The sequence below is a fragment of the Lentilactobacillus fungorum genome (assembly GCF_016860605.1).
GTDB classification, from domain to species: Bacteria; Bacillota; Bacilli; order Lactobacillales; family Lactobacillaceae; genus Lentilactobacillus; species Lentilactobacillus fungorum.
The window spans coordinates 390,148-411,455 of record NZ_BNJR01000012.1 but is presented as its reverse complement, the minus strand read 5'-3'; the positions used below and the strand labels follow the sequence as shown (position 1 = coordinate 411,455).

17 protein-coding genes and 1 pseudogene are annotated in these 21,308 nt (G+C 41.9%); 5 read left to right on the top strand and 13 right to left on the bottom strand.

The genetic code is table 11. From position 1 onward, the window contains the following. Nucleotides 1-385 precede the first annotated feature (385 nt). Nucleotides 386-1,360 (bottom strand): helveticin J family class III bacteriocin, encoded by a 975-nt coding sequence (locus YK48G_RS07420; protein WP_203630071.1) that lies wholly within the window; start codon nt 1,358-1,360, stop codon nt 386-388. Between the two features lie 217 nt (nt 1,361-1,577). Here YK48G_RS07420 and YK48G_RS07415 point away from each other — a divergent pair, with 217 nt between their 5' ends. Together YK48G_RS07415 and YK48G_RS07410 are read left to right on the top strand one after the other, a co-directional pair. After that, nucleotides 1,578-3,326 carry a thiamine pyrophosphate-dependent enzyme gene (locus YK48G_RS07415; RefSeq protein ID WP_203630070.1) on the top strand — a complete coding sequence of 583 codons (1,749 nt, stop codon included), beginning with the start codon at nt 1,578-1,580 and terminating at the stop codon, nt 3,324-3,326. A 370-nt stretch (nt 3,327-3,696) separates the two neighbouring features. Further along, nucleotides 3,697-4,614, top strand: a complete 918-nt coding sequence (locus YK48G_RS07410; RefSeq protein ID WP_203630069.1) for an NADP-dependent oxidoreductase — start codon at nt 3,697-3,699, stop codon at nt 4,612-4,614. 148 nt (nt 4,615-4,762) lie between these two features. On the opposite strand, the gene phoU is transcribed toward YK48G_RS07410, so the two are convergent. The 7 genes from phoU to YK48G_RS07375 form a co-directional block, all read right to left on the bottom strand. After that, nucleotides 4,763-5,512: a phosphate signaling complex protein PhoU gene (gene phoU, locus YK48G_RS07405; RefSeq protein WP_203630068.1), complete on the bottom strand. Its 750-nt coding sequence runs from the start codon at nt 5,510-5,512 to the stop codon at nt 4,763-4,765. Nucleotides 5,513-5,521: 9 nt separating this feature from the next. After that, a complete protein-coding gene (gene pstB, locus YK48G_RS07400) occupies nt 5,522-6,277 on the bottom strand; it encodes a phosphate ABC transporter ATP-binding protein PstB (protein ID WP_203630067.1) in 756 nt (251 codons plus the stop codon). A 17-nt stretch (nt 6,278-6,294) separates the two neighbouring features. Then, on the bottom strand, nt 6,295-7,089 hold the full coding sequence (pstB, locus tag YK48G_RS07395; RefSeq protein ID WP_203630102.1) for a phosphate ABC transporter ATP-binding protein PstB: 795 nt from the start codon (nt 7,087-7,089) through the stop codon (nt 6,295-6,297). A 9-nt stretch (nt 7,090-7,098) separates the two neighbouring features. Further along, entirely contained in the window at nt 7,099-7,986 is an 888-nt protein-coding gene (pstA, locus tag YK48G_RS07390; protein ID WP_203630066.1) for a phosphate ABC transporter permease PstA, read from the bottom strand. Further along, complete coding sequence (pstC, locus tag YK48G_RS07385; RefSeq protein ID WP_203630065.1) at nt 7,983-8,906, bottom strand: phosphate ABC transporter permease subunit PstC; 924 nt, start codon at nt 8,904-8,906, stop codon at nt 7,983-7,985. Before pstC ends, pstA begins: the two co-directional genes overlap by 4 nt. 111 nt (nt 8,907-9,017) lie before the next feature. Then, the gene (locus tag YK48G_RS07380; protein WP_203630064.1) at nt 9,018-9,257 is read right to left on the bottom strand and encodes a hypothetical protein; all 240 of its coding nucleotides are present in this window, start codon (nt 9,255-9,257) and stop codon (nt 9,018-9,020) included. 107 nt (nt 9,258-9,364) lie between these two features. Further along, a complete protein-coding gene (locus tag YK48G_RS07375) occupies nt 9,365-10,258 on the bottom strand; it encodes a phosphate ABC transporter substrate-binding protein (protein ID WP_203630063.1) in 894 nt (297 codons plus the stop codon). A 187-nt stretch (nt 10,259-10,445) separates the two neighbouring features. Here YK48G_RS07375 and YK48G_RS07370 point away from each other — a divergent pair, with 187 nt between their 5' ends. Further along, nucleotides 10,446-11,165, top strand: a complete 720-nt coding sequence (locus YK48G_RS07370) for a response regulator transcription factor (protein ID WP_232365314.1) — start codon at nt 10,446-10,448, stop codon at nt 11,163-11,165. Between the two features lie 75 nt (nt 11,166-11,240). Here YK48G_RS07370 and YK48G_RS07365 read toward each other — a convergent pair whose 3' ends face one another. The 3 genes from YK48G_RS07365 to YK48G_RS07355 all read right to left on the bottom strand — a co-directional run bounded on the left by YK48G_RS07365 (nt 11,241) and on the right by YK48G_RS07355 (nt 13,581). Next, nucleotides 11,241-12,014: a hypothetical protein gene (locus YK48G_RS07365; protein ID WP_203630061.1), complete on the bottom strand. Its 774-nt coding sequence runs from the start codon at nt 12,012-12,014 to the stop codon at nt 11,241-11,243. Nucleotides 12,015-12,094: 80 nt separating this feature from the next. Further along, complete coding sequence (locus YK48G_RS07360; RefSeq protein ID WP_203630060.1) at nt 12,095-12,559, bottom strand: NUDIX hydrolase; 465 nt, start codon at nt 12,557-12,559, stop codon at nt 12,095-12,097. A gap of 263 nt (nt 12,560-12,822) precedes the next feature. Next, nucleotides 12,823-13,581 (bottom strand): NADP-dependent (R)-specific alcohol dehydrogenase, encoded by a 759-nt coding sequence (locus tag YK48G_RS07355; RefSeq protein ID WP_203630059.1) that lies wholly within the window; start codon nt 13,579-13,581, stop codon nt 12,823-12,825. 549 nt (nt 13,582-14,130) lie between these two features. Between YK48G_RS07355 and YK48G_RS07350 the strand changes: the two are divergent. Beyond that, nucleotides 14,131-15,537 (top strand): annotated as a pseudogene (locus YK48G_RS07350) (MFS transporter); the annotation flags it as partial. A 64-nt stretch (nt 15,538-15,601) separates the two neighbouring features. On the opposite strand, the gene YK48G_RS07345 reads toward YK48G_RS07350, so the two are convergent. Next, on the bottom strand, nt 15,602-16,414 hold the full coding sequence (locus YK48G_RS07345) for an alpha/beta hydrolase (protein ID WP_232365313.1): 813 nt from the start codon (nt 16,412-16,414) through the stop codon (nt 15,602-15,604). 39 nt (nt 16,415-16,453) lie between these two features. Continuing rightward, complete coding sequence (locus tag YK48G_RS07340) at nt 16,454-18,064, bottom strand: PucR family transcriptional regulator (protein WP_203630057.1); 1,611 nt, start codon at nt 18,062-18,064, stop codon at nt 16,454-16,456. Between the two features lie 204 nt (nt 18,065-18,268). On the opposite strand from YK48G_RS07340, the gene YK48G_RS07335 reads away from it, so the two are divergent. Next, complete coding sequence (locus YK48G_RS07335; RefSeq protein ID WP_203630056.1) at nt 18,269-21,301, top strand: bifunctional FdrA/YlbE family protein; 3,033 nt, start codon at nt 18,269-18,271, stop codon at nt 21,299-21,301. Nucleotides 21,302-21,308: the final 7 nt, after the last annotated feature.

Sequence of the window (21,308 nt, the reverse complement as noted above, 5' to 3'; positions counted from 1 at the left end):
TACAGCATCATCATTAAATCAAATATTTAATCAATCAATTAAAATTAAACGCCCCATCATCAATTGATGAGACGTTTTTTAATGGGTGGTTAAGTGGCAGTACATTGGTATGTGGTTTTGAGGCTCTCTCTTTATTAGCAATCACAATTGTCGCCCTTAGACCCAAGCAAATGTAAACGGGCAACTTTGATAGCCATGAATTATATAAACGGCAGTTTATCTAGGTTTCCAAAAAACCACCATTGCTATTAACTTGACTATTTTCTTCTTTGAGAATAAAGGCTACTTGCCACCTAGCAAGATTCTTAAACCTATGATGACTATCGCCAAATAGGCGAAGAACCATAAGCGATTAATTGGGTTGCAACTATGTAACCAATCTCTCTCACTTTTCCACCCAATAAACACAGTTGGCCACCGTCTTAGTCGCGTATGGCACCGCGTCATGGAACGCCACGCCGACATACAACCGATCACCCAGCTGAACGCCCTCCGTTTCAATGTTTTGGTTAATCCACGCTGGATTATTGAGCCATAACGGCTTAGCGGTGTCGCTCCCCCACTGAAATTGATTAATGGCTGGCTGATCAGCTTGTGGGTGCTGATCATTGACGGCTGCTTGCCCACTGGAAACAAATATCGTAAACGTGTCTGAAAGTGCGACGCCTTGAATCGACGGTGACGTCAACCGTCGGGTAAAGGCTGGTACAACTATGTAAGGATTGGCTACCGAAGAAGAAAGCAACTGACCGGCCTGGCTAAGATCAACCGCGCCACCAACGGCAGCAACTTGATCCAATCTTTCATTTAACTTTTGATGATCGTACAAACTAAAATGAGCACTGCCATCCCTGGCAACCGCCGCAATTAGCAACGTCCGTTTATCCGGTGACAAGGCGCCTTCCACTCGTTTTAAGTCCCCATACGATTGACCAGTCGGGGTTGTGTGATCAAGCATGGTCAAACGAGTTGGCAAATTTCGCTTTTGTCGGTGAAACCACCATCGCCGATCAGGTTCAAACCTGATTCTAGCAAGTTGGCTGCCCCACTTAATATCTGGATAATCCGACAAATTAGGCTCGGCCACGACCCACCAATAATCAATTCCTTGATGGCAAAAGTACGCCAAAGTTTGACCATGACCAAAGTTTTTTAGCGTCATGTGCTGCGCGTGTCGAAAATCAAGATTGTGCCCATTTATCCTTTGAGGTTTCTTGACCCGAGAGATTATTGCATCTTGATTTTGGTTGAACAGTTGTAAGGCATAGACAGATTGGTCGCCGATATAAACCTTTTGGACAACGGTTTTCTTCGGCAAATTAATGAGCCGATACATCAGCTGAGCTGCAACTTGGGTCATTGATGGTTCCTCCTTTTCATACTCATTTCAGTAGCTTTTTCAAATTCTAAAAATAAATTCACAATCTATTTTCAAACACGATCTTATTATATCAAGCTTTCAATGATCATTTACAAATTTTGTGAAATCAACGGCTTGAATTTCATTTCAAGATAAGTTATCCTTTGATTCATACTTTCAAAAAGTAAGCATATTAAATTTTAGGAGTGATTCAATCATGGCAAAAATGACTGCGGGCCAAGCCCTGGCAAAAGTTTTAGTTAGCTGGGACATCGACCATCTATACGGCATCACCGCCGATTCCATCAACAACACCGTTGACGGCCTTTATCAAGAACGCGATAAGCTTCATTATATTCAGGTTCGCCATGAGGAAGTCGGCTCCTTGGCAGCAACGGCTGACGCAAAACTAACCGGCAAAGTTGGTATTAGCTTTGGTTCTGCCGGCCCCGGAGCAACGCATTTGTTCAATGGGCTTTATGACGCCAAGATGGACCATGCACCAGTGGTTGCCATCGTTGGCCAATCCGCAACCCCGATTATGAATACGTATTTTTTCCAAGAAATGGATCAAGATCCACTATTCGTCGACTTGACCGATTTTCATAAACAAGTGACGAATCCCGACCAAATTCCATACGTCATGGACGAAGCCATTCGCTACGCCTATCGCACCAAAGGGCCAGCGGTAATTATCATCCCCGATGATTTAGCCGGACAAGAAATCGACTTTGAACCTTACAAAACAGCTAAAGTCTTAAACTCGGCAACGACCCAAATTGTCGATCAAACATCAGTCGACGCGGTTTATGACCTATTAAAACAAGCCAAGCACCCAGTTGTTTGGGCAGGCCTTGGTATGAAGGACGCCCGCGACGAATTGGTCGCCTTCTCAGAAAAGTTTAGTGTTCCCGTATTGACAACCGCCCCGGCGACTGGCATCATGCCAACTGATCACCCCAACTTTATGGGTTCCAGGGGTCGTTTGGGCACCAAGCCAGCTTTTGAAGTGACCCAAGCCGCTGACCTAATTATTTTGGCTGGTACCAATTACCCATTTAGCCGCTTTTTGCCAAAGGGTATTAAGTTTATCCAAATTAATAATAGCGTTGAAGATCTCGGCAAGCAGCATGACATTGATTTAACGGTCTTAGCCGATGCGAAGGCCTTCTTTGCCAAGTTGAACGAAGCCGGCGCCCCAATTGCGCCAACCGCGTTTCTACGGGCTGCTCGAAAGGACAAGGTGAACTGGGATGCTTGGTTGAATAAAGTCGCCGATGATGAAATCGACGGCTTGGCACCAGAGGCCGTGATTCGGGCAATCAAGGACTATAGTCATGACGATGCCGTCTTTGGCCTTGATGTTGGTAACAATCTGATGTGGTCAATCCGTCAACTACCATTTAATCATAACCAAAAATTGAGCATGTCCGCTTGGTTCGGCACGATGGGCTACGCTTTGCCTGCCAGTATCGCTGCCAAATTGAGTTATCCTGAGCGCCAAGTCTTTAGTGTTGCCGGTGATGGCGGCTTCTCAATGGTTATGCAGGATATTCTAACGCAAGTTCAATACCAATTGCCAATTATTAACGTGGTCTTGGAAAACAAAGCGTTTGGTTACATTCAACATGAAAAGCTCACTGCTAATCAGGATCCGTATGGAATTCACTTTATCGGTGCCAATTGGGCGGGATTCGCTAACGACATGGGGGCCATTGGCATCAAAGTCTCTGACGGCCAATCCCTCAAAGCCGCCTTCGAGCAAATTGCCAAGTTAGAAGCCGCCGGCAATACCAAGCCAATTTTGATTGACGCTAAGGTTAAAAATCAGGACCCAGTCGACACCAGCTTTATGCCAATCGATCCCGATCAATTTGACCAGGCCACCATCGAAACGTATCAAAAGCAATCAAATTTATTTGACCAGCCGGCCTTTTCGGAACTGTTGAAACGAGAGGAATTATAGTTCAAATTAGGACTCAACTTGAAGGCTACGATAAGTCAGGTTTTACTGGTCGTTATCAATTAGCTCACCACTGATAGTTAACTTGAAGCTACTACAAACAGCTAATTCTTACAATTTAGCATATACCGTAATGATTCCAAAACCCGGAATTGTTACGGTATTTGTTTCAAAGCAAACCACCTCGCAGTTCAGGATCCGTCTCAATCAACCGCTTGCCATCAATACTCCCCTGACGATCGATTCCTGCAGTTTCAAACCAAAATCCGATACCGCCTAATTAATTGATTTTTAACCCATAATCATTACACTAGAGTTTGGAATAGTCTGTTTAATTTGCTGGATTTTGCATAACAAAAGGAGCGATTAAGTTATGAAAGCATTCGGATATGAAGAAAATGGCGGTCCTGAAGTTTTCAAAGAATATGAAGTCCCCGTGCCAGAAGTCACTGGTAATCAAATTCTGATTAAAACCCAAGCATTTAATATGAATAACTTTGAAGGGCTGCAACGGGCTGGTAACTTTAAAGCCGTCGATCACCGTATTATCCCCGGTAGAGACGTTGCCGGTATTGCCGAACAAGTCGGTAGTGAGGTTAAAGGTATTAAAATTGGTGATCGCGTTACCGCCCACGGTCATCATGCCTATGCCGAATACGCAATTGGTGAAGACACGAACACCGTTGTGATCCCGGACAGTGTCTCTTTTGCTCAAGCGGCAGGCATCGTTACCCCTGGTTTAGCAGCTTACAAGGGCGTTCACCTATTTGGTAATGTCATGCCGGGGCAAACCGTTGTAATCAAGGGCGCTTCGGGCGGCGTTGGCTCTATTGCTGCCCAAGTTGCGTTGAGCATCGGCGCCAAGGTGATTGGCGTGGGAGCCAGCCGTAATGAAGATTACGTTAAATCTTTGGGGATCGATCAATACGTTGCCTACGATCAAGCAGACCCCGCTAAAGTGTTGGCAGATTCGGCAGACGTTGTGATCGACGCCGCTTTGAACGGTGCTGGCAGTGACGTTGATGGTGCGATTGTCAAGAACGGCGGGATTATTGCGAGTGTCGCCGATGACGAACCAGATACTACTAAAAACGTTCACTTTAATCATATTCATCCAACCCAACAGATTTCTGATCTTGAAGCGCTCAAGGCGTTAGTCGAATTGATGGCCCAAGGTAAGCTTTCAGTTAAAGTGGGTTACCAGCTGCCATTTACGCTTGAAGGCGTCATTAAAGGCCACCAGCTGCTAGACTCAAAACATGATGGCCGAATCGTTGTCGCTAAATCATAAGCGTCATGCACATTATTTGCTGGCGGCAAATGAATAATTGATCAACTAACTTCAAAAAGCGGACCCATTAGCTGTCATCATCCAAACTAACGATTAGTTTGGGGTGATGGCAGCTAATGGGTCCGCTTTATTTTGCATCTGCATCCATTCATTTGGGCTTTGCTTGATTAGACGTCGGCTGATCCTTTTCCTTCACAATTTCTTCAGAATAAAGTTTATGCACCAGTTCAGGGTTGGCTTTACCCGGATTCAACTCAACAATTTTGCCGACCGCACTATAAACAATCCACTCAGCCAAATTAACGATGTGATCGCCAATTCGCTCCAATAGCCGAATCACCATGAAATAACTGGAACTGGCCGTAGCCGTTTCAGTATCTTCTTCAACAGCTTTGGTGATTGCGTCTCGAATTAATAAATATTGCTTATCGACTTGAACATCATTTTCGGAAAGCTGCTTGGCCGCCTCAGCATCACTTTTAGAATAGGCATCCAACGCCTTTTCCAACATATCGCGAACCTGGTCGGTCATCTTGGCAATTTCTTTTTCCACTTTTGGAATTCTGGGATTGCCTTTTACCCGAATGGTTTCGCGGGCAATACTGACAGCGTGGTCACCGATTCGTTCCAAATCCGAACTGGCTTTTAGGATACTGATGATCACTCGAAAGTCAGTCGCCACCGGCTGCTGCAAAGCAATCAGCGATAATGCCTGCTTTTCCAGCCGCATTTCTTCACCGTTAGTTTCGTTATCGGCGTCAATAACTTCCTTGGCTAATTGCTTATCGTGTTCCATAAAAGCTTTGGTCGAACTATAAATCTGCTCACTGATATTAAGTCCCATTTCCACGAAGCGGCCGTGCAGTTTTTTTAGTTCATCATCAAATAATTCTCTCATGATAGCCTCCTAGCCAAACTTTCCGTTTAAGTAATCGCTGGTTTTCTCATCATCTGGGTGAATAAACATCTTCTCAGTTTTAGCATACTCAACCAAGTCGCCGTTTAATAAAAAGGCCGTCTTATCAGAGATTCGCGAAGCTTGCTGCATATTGTGGGTCACAATGATAACCGTGTACTGATCGCGAATATTCAACAGGGTGTCTTCAATTTTGGCGCTTGAAATTGGATCCAGCGCGCTCGTCGGCTCATCGAGTAAAATGACTTCTGGCTGAACAGCCAGCACCCGGGCAACGCAGATCCGCTGCTGCTGCCCGCCTGAAAATGCCAGTGCGTTTTCATAAAGATGGTCCTTAACTTCATCCCAAATGGCTGCTTGTTTCAAACTGGTTTCCACCCGTTCATCCAAAACGTGCTTGTCTCTTTCGCCAGCCAGCCGCAAACCATAAGCGACATTTTCATAAACATTAAACGGAAACGGGTTAGGCTGTTGAAACACCATCCCGACTCGTTTCCGCAAACTAACCACGTCGGTTTCCGGTGAATAAATATCCCGGTCTTCTAATTTAATACTACCTGTAATCGTGACGCCTTTGATCAAGTCATTCATCCGGTTCAAGCAACGTAGATACGTCGACTTACCACAACCAGATGGGCCAATTAAAGCGGTAATTTGGTGCTCGATAAAGTCTAAGCTAATGCCGTGTAAAGCTTCTTTTTCGCCATAATAAAGATGAACATCTTTGCTGGTAATGATATTGCTCATTGAACAACGCTCCTTTATTAACCAAAGTTGCCAGAGATATAATCTTCAGTGGCTTTGATTTCTGGATTTGTAAAGATTTTTTCGGTTTCATCATATTCAAGAACGTGGCCCATGTGGAAGAATGCCGTATAATCGGCAATCCGAGACGCCTGTTGCATGTTGTGGGTCACAATAATGATTGAATAATTTTTTCGTAATTGTTGGAGCGTTTCTTCAATTTTAGCTGTTGAGATTGGGTCCAAAGCACTGGCTGGCTCATCCAGCAATAAAATATCCGGCTTCATGGCAACACAGCGAGCAATACAAAGCCGTTGCGCCTGGCCGCCCGATAACGCTAAAGCACTTTTATCCAGGTCATCTTTGACCTCATCCCAAAGGGCGGCCGCTTTTAAGCTTTCCTCAACTCGTTTGTTCAACTCGGCTTTATCCTTAATCCCGTTTCGTTTCAACGCAAAGGTAATATTTTCCCGAATCGATTTGGCAAATGGGTTGGGGCGCTGAAACACCATACTAATGTGCTTGCGAACTTCGTAGACGTTAATATGATCGCTGTTAATATCAGTTCCCCGGTACATAATTTTGCCTTTGACCGTTGCAATTCGGTCATTCATCCGGTTAAGACAACGTAAATAAGTTGACTTGCCGGAACCAGATGCGCCAATCAAAGCCGTGATTCGATAGCGGGGAAATTCCAAACTGGCATCGTGCATGGCGTGGTTATCACCATAAAACACCTGAAGATTTTCGGTGGTCATTGCTTTTTCCAAGGGAATCTGAATAATATGGGTCTTATCAAATGCGTAAGTTTGCATGTTCATTACCTACCTTGTCGCCGTCATTTTCTTGTACATCCAATTACCAAGCAGTCGCGCCATCAAGTTAAATAACAAGATCACCACGATTAGAACCGCTGAGGCGCCACTTGAAATCTGAGCCGCATCCGGGGTCACCCCTTCTGTATTCAGTTTCCAAATATGAACAGCCAAGGTTTCCGCTGGCCGCATTGGGTTTAGAAAACTAGCAGAGTCCATTGGGTTCCAATCGCCATAGTTAACGGTTGGCGCGCTTTGGCCAGCCGTGTAAATTAAGGCAGCGGCTTCACCAAAGACCCGCCCGGCACTCAGGATGATTCCGGTCAAAATGCCAGGAACGGCTGCTGGTAACACAATGCCAGTAATCGTCTTCCAACGGGACAGTCCAAGGGATAGCCCCGCTTCTCGCTGTAATTCGGAAACGTCTTGCAGTGATTCTTCAATGCTTCTAGTTAAAAGTGGCAGGTTAAAAAAGGTCAACGCAATCGCGCCAGCTAAAATCGAAAACCCCATCCCAAACCGAATGACAAATAAAAGGTAACCAAACAACCCAACCACCACTGATGGCAGGGAGCTCAAAACTTCTACCGACGTTCGAATTAAACTGGTAACCCAATTTTCGGGCGCGTATTCTGAAAGATAAATGCCAGAACCAAGCGCAATCGGAAACGAAATAATGAGCGTTAGCACTAATAAATAAAGCGAATTGAATAACTGATCGCGAACCCCACCACCGGCGCGAAACGACTGGGCGGCAGACGTCAAGAAGTGCCCGGAAATATGGGGAATGCCGGTCATTAAAATATAGCCAAGCAAAAAGATTAGAATACCGATAACGGCTGCCACCAACGCGTAAATAACGCCGGTTGCAAGCTGATCGCTTGTTTTAGGATTCATTTCTTCAAACTCCCCTTCTTTCCGATGAACCGCACAAGAATGTTAAAGACTAACGACATTAACAGCAAAATTAAGGCTAATGACCACAGTGCGTTATTGGGCAAGGTTCCCATTGTTGTGTTGCCGATTCCGGTTGTCAATTGGCTGGTTAAGGTTGATGATGGCGTTAATAAGCCATGCGGCATCAATACAGCATTACCAATGACCATTTGAACGGCCAGGGCTTCACCGAAGGCCCGCGACATCCCAAAAATAATTGCGGTCAAAATACCAGGAGTGGCAGCCCGTAAAACGACTTTGTAAATGGTTTGCCAACGAGTTGCCCCTAAGGCAAGTGAAGCTGAGCGGTAAAACATCGGCACGGCTTTGATACTATCCACTGATAGTGACGTGATGGTTGGCAGCACCATCACAAAGAGTACCAAGGTTCCGGCTAAAATCCCAAACCCAGTACCACCAAAACTATGACGAATTAACGGTACGATCACGGATAAACCAATGAAACCATAGACAACCGATGGAATCCCAACCAGCAACTCGATCACCGGTTGAAGAATTTTGGTTCCTTTTTCTGGGGCGATTTCCGTCATAAAAAGGGCAACGCCAATCGCAAACGGGGTCGCGACAACGGCTGCCAGAACCGTGACGCTAAATGACGTCACAATCATTGGCAGCGCGCCAATTTGGGGCTGTCCATGCTTGTCTAACATCCCTGGATTCCAGTTTTTGCCAGATAGAAACTTCCATAAGCTAACGTGGTTTTCGGTAAATGTCGCCAGCCCCCTTGTTGTGATGAAATAGAGAATTGAAATGACCAGCAAGCCAACAAAGGCAATACAGATATACGTAATGGTCTTGCCAAAATAGTCTTGGTGGGTTGCCTTCGATGAGCTTTGCAGGTTCTTCTTAATCTCATCCATACTTAGCCTCCTTGTCAAATTAACAACGTGTATTTGTGGGTCATATTGAGGAAGGCTGGCGCAAAATTGGATTGCCACCAGCCTCCTCAAAGTTGATTTATTATAAGTTTGCTAATGAAATGTTCGTCCTTGAAGTGATGATTGATTGTGCTGGTTCAGGCAACCGAGTCGAATGGTGCTCCACCAAGCAGGAACTTCCGCATAAGCACCTTTGCCATAAATCCCAGAACCGGGGATTTCTAGGCAGCCGAGTCGAATGATGCTCCGCCAAGCAGGAACTTCCATATAAGCACCCCACTCATAAATCCCAGAACCGGGCTTTCTAGGCAGCCGAGCTGAAACGTGCTCCACCAAGCAGGAACTTCCGCATAAGCACCTCTAACACAAATCCCAGAACCGGGGATTTCTGTTAGAGGAGACTTATGCTACAGTTCCTAACCGCTTGGTTCCGCACTCTGTTACTTTTGTGATACCGCATTATTCGCATTCTTTGTTACTTTCATATCATGGATACTAATGTAACCAAGCTTTTGTACCAAGCCATCTTGAACTTTACTTGAGTCCATGTAGTTCAAGAATTTCTTAGTGGCTGCGTTTGGTTGGCCCTTTGTGTACATATGCTCGTATGACCAAATCTTCCACTTGTTGGTTGTCACATTTGCATCCGTTGGTTTAACGTTGTTGACCGACAATGCTTTGATCTTGCTATTTACATATGAGAAAGCTAAGTAACTGATTGTGCCTGGCGTGCTGGCCACGATCTTTTGAACCGTTCCGTTTGAATCTTGTTCCTGAGTCTTAACGGCCTTAGCACCTTCCAAAACGGCTCCTTCAAACGTTGCTCGAGTACCACTTCCTTGAGCTCGGTTGACCACCGTGATCTTTTCGTCCTTGCCGCCAACTTGTTTCCAGTTTGTGTACTTACCAGTGAAAATGCCTTTTAGTTGCGCCATTGACAAATTATTAACGCTGACATCCTTATTAACAACTGGTGTCATACCGACGACGGCCACTTGATGATCGACTAATTCTTTGGCCTTAATCCCATCTTGCTGTTGAGCAAAAATATCTGAGTTTCCGATTTGGACGGCACCTGATTGCACTTGACTCAATCCGGTACCAGATCCACCACCTTGAACAGAGATATTAACTTTACTATTATCTTTTTGGTAATCGCTAGCTGCTTGTTCAACAAGTGGTTGAAGCGCTGTCGATCCAACTGCCGTAATTTTAACGTTTGAATCCGCTGAAGATTTTTTAGATTTGGAACTGCTGCTTGAGCCACAACCGGCAAGTAAAACCCCCGCTGCTGCAACGGCAACTATTGTTGAAAAAAAGGATCTTTTTTTCATAACACTGTTTCCTCCTATATATGAATCCCAAGTTTTTAGTACTCATTTAAGTACATTGTTAATATACCAACGTCATGTAAATATCGAGTTTCGTTTATGTAAAAGTAACGTAAAAGTCCCCGATTTCTGACAAAAGTATGGCATAACTTAAGATGTAACCTATTTAACTAAAATGGAGGAACTGCAGATGCCATTGGAAATTTTACTGATCAGCCAAGATTTACAGCTCGCTAATCAACTTGAAAAGTCACTTCATTCATTTAACATCAATCTCCGGGTCTCGTTTGAGCCACTGGATCATCTCTTGCAACAAGTGTCTGGCGTCATCTGGGATCTGACCAGCGTTAAACTGCCACAAAACCAATCCGAAATTCGAATCCTCCGAAGCCAGATCGCAGGCCCCATTTTATTAGTGGATAATAAGCAACGGTCTGAAAAATTGGTTTGTTCCTATTTTATTGATGATCATTTCGACGACTACATGAACCAATCTTCATTAAGAGAAGTCACTGCCAGGGTCGTCCAGCGCTTGTGGATCTATCAAAACCGCAATCGCCTGCAAATTAAAAAGCAGAGTCAAAAAAGCAGCCGGCTTGAAGTCGGCCGCCTGAAAATTGATCTCGACCGGTTTCAAGTGAATAATGGTAAAACCAATCTCAACTTGAGCCCAATCGAATATAAATTATTGCTATTCTTCATTAGTAATACCAATACGGTCTTGAGTAGAACCCAAATTGCTTCAGCGGTATGGGGCAACACGACTGGCGCAACCCTGAGAATTATCGACACGCACATCAGCAACCTTAGGAAAAAAATCGAAGTCAATCCCAAGGAACCGGAAATGCTGACAACCATCAGAGGATTTGGGTACATGTTTAGGAGCCAGCGGGCGGAAACCAGTAGTTAGGAATGACCCCCAGATTAGCCCAATTTTCAACGTGGATGCTAAAACAAATCGAGTTAGTTCCCTAAGTTGGTAGAACTAACTCGATTGACGTGTTCTTTGTTCAATTAATTGGTCGCATAGCTGTACAAAATCCTCACCGTAAGCCCCAGTCACTTCCGACTGCCAACCATTATTTTCAGAAGCCCCTGCCAACATCGGCTGAATCCATTGATTAGTTGGTAATAGCTTCATTAATTCGTGCTTGGTAAACTGTGAAAACAATAAATTTTGACCATATAAAACGGCCAGCTGTTTCTGAAAAGCCGGAACTTCGACGGGAATTAATAATGCATTGGCATTGTTTCGATCCCCCAAGTAAAGCTGGGCGTGATTAAAGTCAGCCTTTAAATCCAGCGGTACGGCTTTATGCGCCGAAGCCACCGTTTCAGTCATTTTAATGAACCAGATTAACTTGTGCCGCTCCAGGGCCGTCAATAGCCTCAAAAGTGCAATATCCAGATTAGTTAATTGAAACTGATTGTGCACGACAGCCGTTGTAGTTAGCTGCCCCTTAATAGCAGCGGCCAGCTCATTAAAATCACCGGGATGCTGCCAAAGAACTTCAATCTGGCGAGCATGTTCAAGCCACAGACGATGGGTGGCAATCCGCAGGGTGAGCCAATCATCTCGACGTTTGTCATTGGGCTTTTTCAGCAACCAATAAGAACTCGCAGTCGATCGGGCAAAGTTGGCAGCCACCAGTTCAACCCCAACGGGCAACGCCTCTAAAACAAGGTGGCGTAAGCGCTGACGGTAATCGACTTGAGTTGTGAATGGAAACCTGCCGCTAGTCGGTCGTAATTTTGTCATGAACTATCCTTCTTGTGCCGTTGTTTTTAATATCAAAGTGATCTTTCTCAAAGATACCACTGAGTAATCATTGCTTTTGATTAATCACAATACGGGTAATTACCCGCATAATAATTTCGAATACTCATTTTATGCTGCTCATTGAAAACTCGAGGTAAATTATCCTTACCAAAATAACCTAATTTAATCGTTTCCGAAGATAATTTTGTTGTTTCTTTTCCAACTAATCTAACGATAAATTCAATGACAACCGATTGAGATACATCACCATTTGGATAATGTTCTATATAGTTAGTAGAAATTCCAAGCAGTGATTCAATCTTAACTTTCAAACCCGTTTCTTCTAAAAACTCTCGAACGCAAGCATCCATTGCCGACTCACCGAACTCTAATGCGCCTCCAGGTAATCCCCAAGCATTGAAGTCAGATCGCTTTTGTAATAAAACTTCATTATTTTCATTAACTAATATCCCACCTGCAAAAGTAAGAATAAGTGGGTCGTGTCCGATTTTTTCTCGAATTTGTTTAATATAATTTTTCGTCATTTTTCCTTTCTAACTCACTTAATTATTGGTAATAATTTTACACTAGTCCTTTTTATAAGTTTACGCTCTCCTGTATTTTAAATATACTCAAGAAGCTAACTTTGATTAGTTAAATACTTACTTTTGCCAAATTTTGTTGGATAATTTTTAGTAACCCGTTACATATAACTATAATCATCTCTCGCAAAAAAGCTAACCGATCTCAAACCCTCAACTGGGCTTAAGATCAATCAGCTTATCTAACTTAATTAATTATTTTTTCCTTATTGAGCCGTGTACCCACCATCAACAACGAACTCTGCTCCCGTTGCAAATTTCGATTCATCAGATGCCAAGTAAACACAAATCCAAGCAATATCGTTTGGCTCGCCAATGTGGCCCATTGGTGTTTTGCTACGTTGAGACATCATTTCTTCGGCGCCTTCCAAGTCATCTACCAACGGTGTCTTGATATAACCTGGATGGACAGTATTAACTCGAACGTCGTAGTCCTTTAAGGCACAATCCAGAGCAGCTGACTTGGACATAATTCTAACCGCCCCTTTAGATGCGTTATAAGCACCCAACGTTGGATCACCAACAAACCCTTCAATTGAGGACATGTTAATAATTGAAGCGCCTAAATGCTTGTTCTTCATTCGCTGAATACCCAGTCGGGTGCCAAAGAAAACGCCGTCCAAGTTAACTGACAGTAACTTCCGCCATTCTTCTGTGGTCGTGTCTTCAACGCTCTTGCTGACAGCAATGCCGGCATTATTAACAATGGTCGTCACCTGACCAAATGCCTTTTCAGTATCATCAAATAATGTCGTCCAGCCAGCTTCATCGGACGCATCATGTTGCATGAACCGAATCACATCTGGACCACCAATTGATTTGGCAGCCTTCTCACCAACGTCGGCGTGGCGGCCAGTAATCACTACTTTCGCGCCTTCTTCAACAAACTTATCCGCGATTGCCAAACCAATCCCTAGAGTTCCGCCGGTTACAATTGCAACTTTTCCTTTTAATCTATCCGTCATTTGATTACCTCCGCTGTGGCCGGTATTGGCCCGCATTAATTAGTTATCTTATTCACAAATACATCATACTTGATTTGCTTACTTTTGTAAATTATTTTCATCTTTTTGTGTACCCATTAACATAATGAAGGCTTTTTGCATGATAAAATTCAACGGCCTTCTCAAAACCATTGTTTTCGCTTACCGGCCGCATTTCCTATACTAATAATCATAATAATTAGTCAACAATTCCTAATTTAACAATTACTAAGCACCTGCATTTATCTACTGCCCTATCATTGGCAATATCAAGCTTTTGACAACAGTATTCCTAGTTGTCAACGCATCAATTGGTAGGTAAGACAACTTAATTAAAACCTATCACTGTATACTACAATTTTTGCTTGTCAGGAACAGCAAAATGTAGCTGCATTATTGGCAACATATTCTGCTTAAAATCAATTAAGAAAGGTGCCACTATGACCAGAGGTAGTTACATTGGAAACCTTTTAATCCTTATTATATTAGCGATGGCACTCACTCAAGCCTCATTATTCTTATTACTCCTACCAAGATAAATACTCCTACAAATTTTATCTCTCAACTCACACGAAATATAGAAAGCGCTTTCGTATAATGCTAATTGAAGAGCATTTTCACAATATGCAGTACAAATACAAGGGAGTGAATATAATGGATGACAATGTAACAACCATTAAGACAAAAGCCAAATCAAGTGACCCGGTTAACGTATCTAGAAAATACTGGTGGCGGGTCGTGGCACTGTGTTTTATTGGTTGGATCTTAATTTATGCTGACAGAACTATTCTCAATCCTATTCAGGAACAAATTGGGGCCCAATTCCATATTGGCAACACTCAATTAGGATTGGTAAATAGTATTTTTTTCTTAACCTATGCTATTTGTCAAATTCCATTTGGCGTATTAGGTGATAAAATTGGCCGCCGACTAATTATCATGAGTGGCTTTGTTATCTTAGGTATTATGACATTTTTTAGTGGTTTTGCATTTTCATTTGGAATCTTTCTGCTGTTTCGTGCTCTTGCTGGTGCTAGTCAAGGAACATATTATGGGCCACAATACGCGCTTTCAACGGAAGCCATCCCTACCAAAGATTTAACCCTAGGAACTGCAATTATTAATAGCGGAATGGCGTTTGGGACTTCTGGTGGATATCTTCTCTCCAGTTATATGGTGCTTCAAAACGGAATGTCATGGACCAGCCCATTCTGGCTTATGGCTATTCCAACTATTATCGTTGGTATCCTTTTTTACATCGTCTTGAAAGAAAAAGTGATTCGTCCAGAAGACCAAGAAAGCAAAGAAAAAGTTGAAGAAGTTGTTAAAGCTGAAAAAGAAAGGGTTACTCTTAAAGACTTATTCAAGAATCGTAATTTATTGCTTTCCTTTATTCTTTGCTTTTGCTCAATCTATGCCAATTTTGTAATTCTAACTTGGCTACCCCAATTTTTACAGGTAGAACGAGGATTTCAGGGTAGCAGTGTTGGCTTTATTTCGTCCTTGGTCCCATGGGCTTCCATTCCTGGCGCACTCTTATTTGCTAGGATTTATGATAAATTAAAGAAAACTAAAATGATGATCGGCTTCTTAGTCCCAATTTCATTGATTGCGGTATTCGGAATTGCCTTTGTAACTAATAAATCATTGCTAATTGTCCTGTTAATCGTTTATGGATTAACTGGTAAGTTAGCTATTGACCCAATTTTGATCGCCTTTGTAACTAAGAATTCACCACGGGGCTCACTCTCGACGGCCTTAAGTGCTTATAACTTTATTGGAATGTCAGGCTCAATTCTTGCCCCATACTTGACTGGCTGGATCTCAGATCAATTTGGCTCAATGCAAATTGGCTTTTATGTAGCGGCCTTCCTCTTACTTGTTGGGGTTATCTTATTTACATTCACCAATGATAAGAAGCATACAACTAATGCCTAATTAAGTCTTAACAACAAAATTCCCAGCTTTTTCAAAAGAAATTGCTGGGAATTTTGCTGTTCAATTATCCTACAATATCACTTAACCAGGCAATAACCCTTTCATAAATTTTTATTGTATCGGTAGTGACCGTTCTATCAAAATCATGCTCCTTTGAATTTACTGGAATTAGTCGTGCATTAGATAGTTTCTCTTTTAACATGATTGAATTAATAAACGGCACGTCTGGATCAGCATTTGATTGGCACACGTACGTTGGCGGAAATTTATCATTAAATGATTCCTTAGTAATTTTTATCTCTGTTTCCCCATCATCAAAAATCATCTTTTGCCATTTGGCTGTTTGCCGTGCATAAACATAAATTAGAAATCGACTTTCATAAGAACTATTACTAACAGGAGAATTACTGATAAGAGACTTTAACTCATGTTCGTTAACCTTTGGATAGCTTGAATACAATGCATTAGGCCGTAACAGATTTGGTGCTAGCAGACTCTCAAATCCATAAAAGTCAATAAGTGCTTTGGGAGTCGGAGACAGCCCACTAGCGATTAATTGCATACATAAATACGCTCCAGCCGATCGACCAAAAAGAATATATTGATTGTTTTTTAGACCAAATTCGTCAAAATGATCCAAAAAATAGCTAATTCCCTTTTTTAGCGAATCAACAATATCTCGATACGAGCTTTCCGGTGCTAAAAGATAATCAGGGGCAAAAACAGAATAGCCATTTTTTAAAAATAGATCAATATAATCTCTAGGGAGGTCATTTCGATTACCAAAGATTAACCCACCCCCATGAATATAAATGATAGTCGGCTTATTGATATCTTTAGTAGCTTTCCAAAATGACCCTTTAATCTTCTTACTCATCGTGTCATACGTTATAGTTTGCAATTTTAACGCCCCTTTCTAAATATTCTCTTCATCTAAAACATTAAGTATCCGGATCCCTACGTTTAATCTAAAAATTTCATCAACATCAGAAAAGTTGATATTCGTATGCTCCTGAATTTTGTTTAGCCGATAACTCATTGTCTTCGGATGAATAAATAGCGCTTCAGCACTAGCTTTTGCGTTTTGGTTGTGATTTAAATAAGTCTTCAAAGTAATGTATAACTCCGGCTTATCTCGATACAGTTTGAGTAAGTCCTCCGCCACAAACGATTTCAATTTTGCAGGATCATCAACTTGAAACAGGAATCGGTAAAATCCTAGATCGTTATAGTTAAAAACTTGGCTTTTTTTATTTAAATGACCAGCAATCTGAAGTGTCCTTAAAGCTTGTGATGCATGATTTGGGAATTCTTTTGGAAGACAGCTTTCGCTCAATCCAATTTGAAAATCCAAAGCTGGATAGGAAGTTTTCAATGCTTGTAGAACGCTTTCTAAATCTGTCTGAAGCTTGCCGGTTGGCTCATCATTAATGATCAGTATAATTCGATTCTGTCGAACCCGATAAACGGTATCTGGCCAATATTTCTTGAATTGGATGATGATTCGGTTCGCATCTTTTGGATTATCGCGAAAATAATCCGTTTGGATTTCATTTTTCACTAATACTTGAATAACCACGACCCGATAACTATTATTTTCTGATAATTTGAAGTGCCTTAGTGTTGCTTGATACTCTTCTTCACTAGTAATTTTACCGTTAATTAAATCATCAATGATATCGTTGGCATATGTTCTAAGGCCTTGATCCAAAGCAGCCTGCTTGATGACTTCCATTTGGGTAAAATTGACAGCATTTTCAATCGCCATAAAATCAATATCTTGCAAAGGATATTCTTGAAAAATTCCCAAATATAAATCATCTTGACTACGTGGAATCTTGACCATTAAGAATTCCGTCCCATCTTGGCTGGTAACTTCGAAGTATTGGCAATTAGTATATTCAGTCTTTGGTACTGGTCTTTGATTAGCAAAGTCAATAGAATGAATAGATTGTTGTGGCTTTTTACTATGTGCAATATCAACGCCGTTATTACTACTATCGATTTTAAAGATATATGTTGAATTTTTGACCAACCTCGCTAATAACGTAACGATTGATTGATAAGAACTATTTTGAATTGCTAACTTGATAAACTGTTGGTTAATAGTTTTGTATTGATCAAGTATTCGATTTCGTTCGTTAAATAATAGTTGCATGGCTTCTAGCATAATGTCACTATACTTAACATCCTGAGAAATTTCGATCAGCGGAATATCAAAACGATTACAATCGTTGATAATTTGTCTGGGAATTTTGTTAATGAACCGAGATATCTTTACAATCAACCCGCTACAATGGTGCATGTTTAGTGACTGCATGAAGCCGTCAATTGCTTTAACAGATAATTTATCAAAACCGTATAACGACGATAGCAGCACTTCATTTGGCGTAATCCAACGTTCAACATCATTAGCTTCTGTGATCATAATATTGTCAACGGATTTGTAAATACCTTTACTACATGCGACTAGTTTTGAACTCTTCAAGGCATCGATTTGCTGAATATCTTTCAGATTAACCCCCATTTATTTTTCTCCTTTCTAAATTATTAGTTAGCTTAAAGGATACTACCATAAAGAAAAAATCAATTCCAAAAAAGCGATTTCACTTATCTCATACAGATAGAATAACGCTTACAAAATTATCTTTATGAGCAAATGTATTATTTCCCCCAAGACCGTAAGATGGGAGCGTAAGTTAAATTGTTCGCGATAAAGGAGGAAAACGCTTTGCTATATACGGTAATTAGAAAAAATAGTTATCAAGACTCTATTAACTTAATGCTCCTAACGCAAAATATTAGTTCCATGCCTGGTGTTAAGGAAGTTCAAGTTATGATGGGAACAGATGCCAATAAGGACATTTTCAACGAAGCCGGCTTATTAACAAATGAAGCAAAAGCGGCAGAACCAAATGATATGATGATTGTTCTTGATGCAGACCAGAAAAATGTTATGAATGATGTTTTGGAACAGATTGATAAATTTTTAAGCGACTTATCAGTTAAAAGCGATGATCAAGCTGCCGATTCAAAATCTGTTACAAACTGGGATGACGCAATGGAATCCATGCCAGATGCAAATTTGGCTGTAATTTCCGTGCCAGGAATCTATGCGGCTGATGAAATTGATAATGCACTAGATCATAATTTAAATGCTTTTGTTTTTAGTGATAATGTGTCACTAGCGGATGAAGCCCGTTTGAAACAAAAAGCTCACAAAAAAGGGCTTTTAGTAATGGGTCCCGATTGTGGAACGGGAATTGTTAGCAATGTTCCCTTAGCTTTCACTAACGTTGTTCGGTCAGGCAATATTGGACTAGTTGGCGCTTCTGGAACTGGCATACAAGAAGTTACCAGTATGATCGAGCGTTTGGGAGGAGGTGTAACCCACGCCATCGGGACCGGGGGACGTGATCTTTCCGATAAAGTTGGTGCTATTACGATGGAAGACGCCATTGTAGGATTAGCCCATCATGATCCAACGGAAGTAATTGGTATTATTTCCAAGCCACCAGCAAAAGAAGTCCGTGACGATGTTGTTAGCTTACTTCATAGTATTGACAAACCTGTTGTTGCCATTTTTCTAGGTGAAAAACCAGATCATCATGAAGATTCAGTATATTTAGCTCACACACTGGAAGAAACTTCCCGAATTTTGATGGATCTATCTAATGGCAAGCAGGTTAAAGATAATTATTATTCAGAAGTTCCACTTATTGAAGCTGATCCACAACTTGATGGTAAACACATCATTGGTTTGTATTCAGGTGGCACCCTGGCTTATGAAGCTGGCATGATGGTCTCTGAAGCGCTTAATCTAGGCGGGATCATTTCTGATGAAGGCTATGTTCTTCGTGCAAAAGGAAATGAAGTCCTCGACTTAGGCGATGACATCTATACCCAAGGCCGCCCTCACCCAATGATTGATCCCCGGATTCGGATCGAAAAGATTAACGAATATGCAGCTAATCCAGATACTGGCGTTATTCTACTTGATGATGTTCTTGGATATGGAACTGACGATACAATGGCTGAAAGCTTAGCTGATGCCGTGAATACAGCTTCTAGAAAGCATCCACGAATTAAGTTTATCGCAACTGTCGTTGGAACTCGTGAAGATCCGCAAGACTACGATGCAGCTCGAAAGATACTTCAAAAAGCTGGTATTATTGTTCTGGATAGCAATGCGCAAGCCGTTCGCTATGCACTTAACCTGGTTGGTAAAGATGTCAATGAGCCCGCCAAAAAGGTTGTGCCGTACACGGGTGCAATTCGCGAAGTTCCGGCACCAAGTGAGTCAATATTAGATTTACTTTACACAAAGCCACGGGTCGTTAACATTGGTGTTGCAGAATTTTTGGATCCTGTAATTAAATTTGGTGGAACTGGCGTTCAGTACAATTGGAAGCCGATTGCCGGTGGTAATCAAAAAATGATTAAGATCATCAAGAAGGTTAAGGCACTTCAAAAACGGAATGATGAAAACACTAAGATTATTGATGCATATAAAAAAGCGACACCATTCTTAGTTGATGTCGTTCCAGCAGGCACAGTAATTTCAGAGTTAAAAGGCCATACGTTGTTACATGCAGGACCACCAATTGAGTATGATGAAATGACTGAGCCAATGCAAGACGGTTGTATCGGTGCTGTTCTCTTTGAAGGATGGGCTGATAACGAAGCAGATGCGCGCAAACTACTTGAAAGTGGTGACGTCAAATTCTTGTGTAATCACGACGTAAACGCTGTCGGCCCAATGGGCGGAATTACCTCAGCCCATATGGCAGTGCTGGTCATTAAGAATACTTTGAAAAATAACTACGCATACTGCACGATGAATGAAGGTATAGGCAAAGTACTTCGATTTGGTGCTTACAACGATGAAGTTATCAATAGACTAAAATGGATGGCTAACACACTTGCGCCAACATTAAGTAAGGCTCTTAAAAAGCTTGATGGTGGCTTAAACGTTAACGTTATGATGGCTAAAGCTATTACCATGGGAGACGAATTTCATCAACGAAATATTGCAGCATCATTGGTATTCCTTAAGGAAGTTGCTCCACTGATTGTTTCATTAGACATACCAGAAAAAGACAAGCAAGATGTGATTCAATTTTTAGCTGACACCGATCAATTCTTCCTTAGCATTATGATGGCAACTGGTAAATCAGTTGTTGATGCTGCAAGAACTTATAAACACGGGACAGTTGTTACAACCATGACTCGAAATGGGAAAGACTTTGGTATTCGTATTAGCGGTTTAGGAAATCAATGGTTTACTGCACCCGTTAATACCCCTAAAGGATTATTCTTTACTGGATTCACCCAAGATGATGCCAATCCGGATATTGGTGATAGTGCAATTGCTGAAACTGTTGGATTCGGTGGCATGGCAATGATTGCGGCACCAGGAGTCACCCGATTTGTCGGGGCTGGTGGTTTTAAAGACGCGCAACGAATTAGTAATGAAATGGCTAAGATCACGCTTGATCGCAACCCAAATTTCACTATTCCAACTTGGGACTATCAAGGAACTGCAATTGGAATTGATATTGTTAAGGTTGTTGAGACTGGGATCACACCAATCATTAATACCGGAATTGCCAGCAAGATCGCTGGTGTTGGCCAAGTAGGTGCTGGAACTGTGCATGCACCATTAGCTTGCTTTGAAAAAGCATTAGTTGCATACGCCGATAGTATGGGACTGTTGGATAATACTGAAAAAGAATCAGTTGAAAAAGATTTGGTTAAGGAATAAGTGATAT

Coding starts and splice junctions, on each gene's coding strand:
- pstB (WP_203630067.1), bottom strand. CDS start 6,277: ATGAGCAATATCATTACCAGCAAAGATGTTCATCTTTATTATGGCGAA.
- YK48G_RS07420 (WP_203630071.1), bottom strand. CDS start 1,360: ATGACCCAAGTTGCAGCTCAGCTGATGTATCGGCTCATTAATTTGCCG.
- YK48G_RS07410 (WP_203630069.1), top strand. CDS start 3,697: ATGAAAGCATTCGGATATGAAGAAAATGGCGGTCCTGAAGTTTTCAAA.
- YK48G_RS07360 (WP_203630060.1), bottom strand. CDS start 12,559: ATGACGAAAAATTATATTAAACAAATTCGAGAAAAAATCGGACACGAC.
- YK48G_RS07340 (WP_203630057.1), bottom strand. CDS start 18,064: ATGGGGGTTAATCTGAAAGATATTCAGCAAATCGATGCCTTGAAGAGT.
- YK48G_RS07345 (WP_232365313.1), bottom strand. CDS start 16,414: ATGAGTAAGAAGATTAAAGGGTCATTTTGGAAAGCTACTAAAGATATC.
- YK48G_RS07370 (WP_232365314.1), top strand. CDS start 10,446: ATGCCATTGGAAATTTTACTGATCAGCCAAGATTTACAGCTCGCTAAT.
- YK48G_RS07415 (WP_203630070.1), top strand. CDS start 1,578: ATGGCAAAAATGACTGCGGGCCAAGCCCTGGCAAAAGTTTTAGTTAGC.
- pstB (WP_203630102.1), bottom strand. CDS start 7,089: ATGCAAACTTACGCATTTGATAAGACCCATATTATTCAGATTCCCTTG.
- YK48G_RS07355 (WP_203630059.1), bottom strand. CDS start 13,581: ATGACGGATAGATTAAAAGGAAAAGTTGCAATTGTAACCGGCGGAACT.
- YK48G_RS07365 (WP_203630061.1), bottom strand. CDS start 12,014: ATGACAAAATTACGACCGACTAGCGGCAGGTTTCCATTCACAACTCAA.
- pstA (WP_203630066.1), bottom strand. CDS start 7,986: ATGAATCCTAAAACAAGCGATCAGCTTGCAACCGGCGTTATTTACGCG.
- YK48G_RS07375 (WP_203630063.1), bottom strand. CDS start 10,258: ATGAAAAAAAGATCCTTTTTTTCAACAATAGTTGCCGTTGCAGCAGCG.
- pstC (WP_203630065.1), bottom strand. CDS start 8,906: ATGGATGAGATTAAGAAGAACCTGCAAAGCTCATCGAAGGCAACCCAC.
- phoU (WP_203630068.1), bottom strand. CDS start 5,512: ATGAGAGAATTATTTGATGATGAACTAAAAAAACTGCACGGCCGCTTC.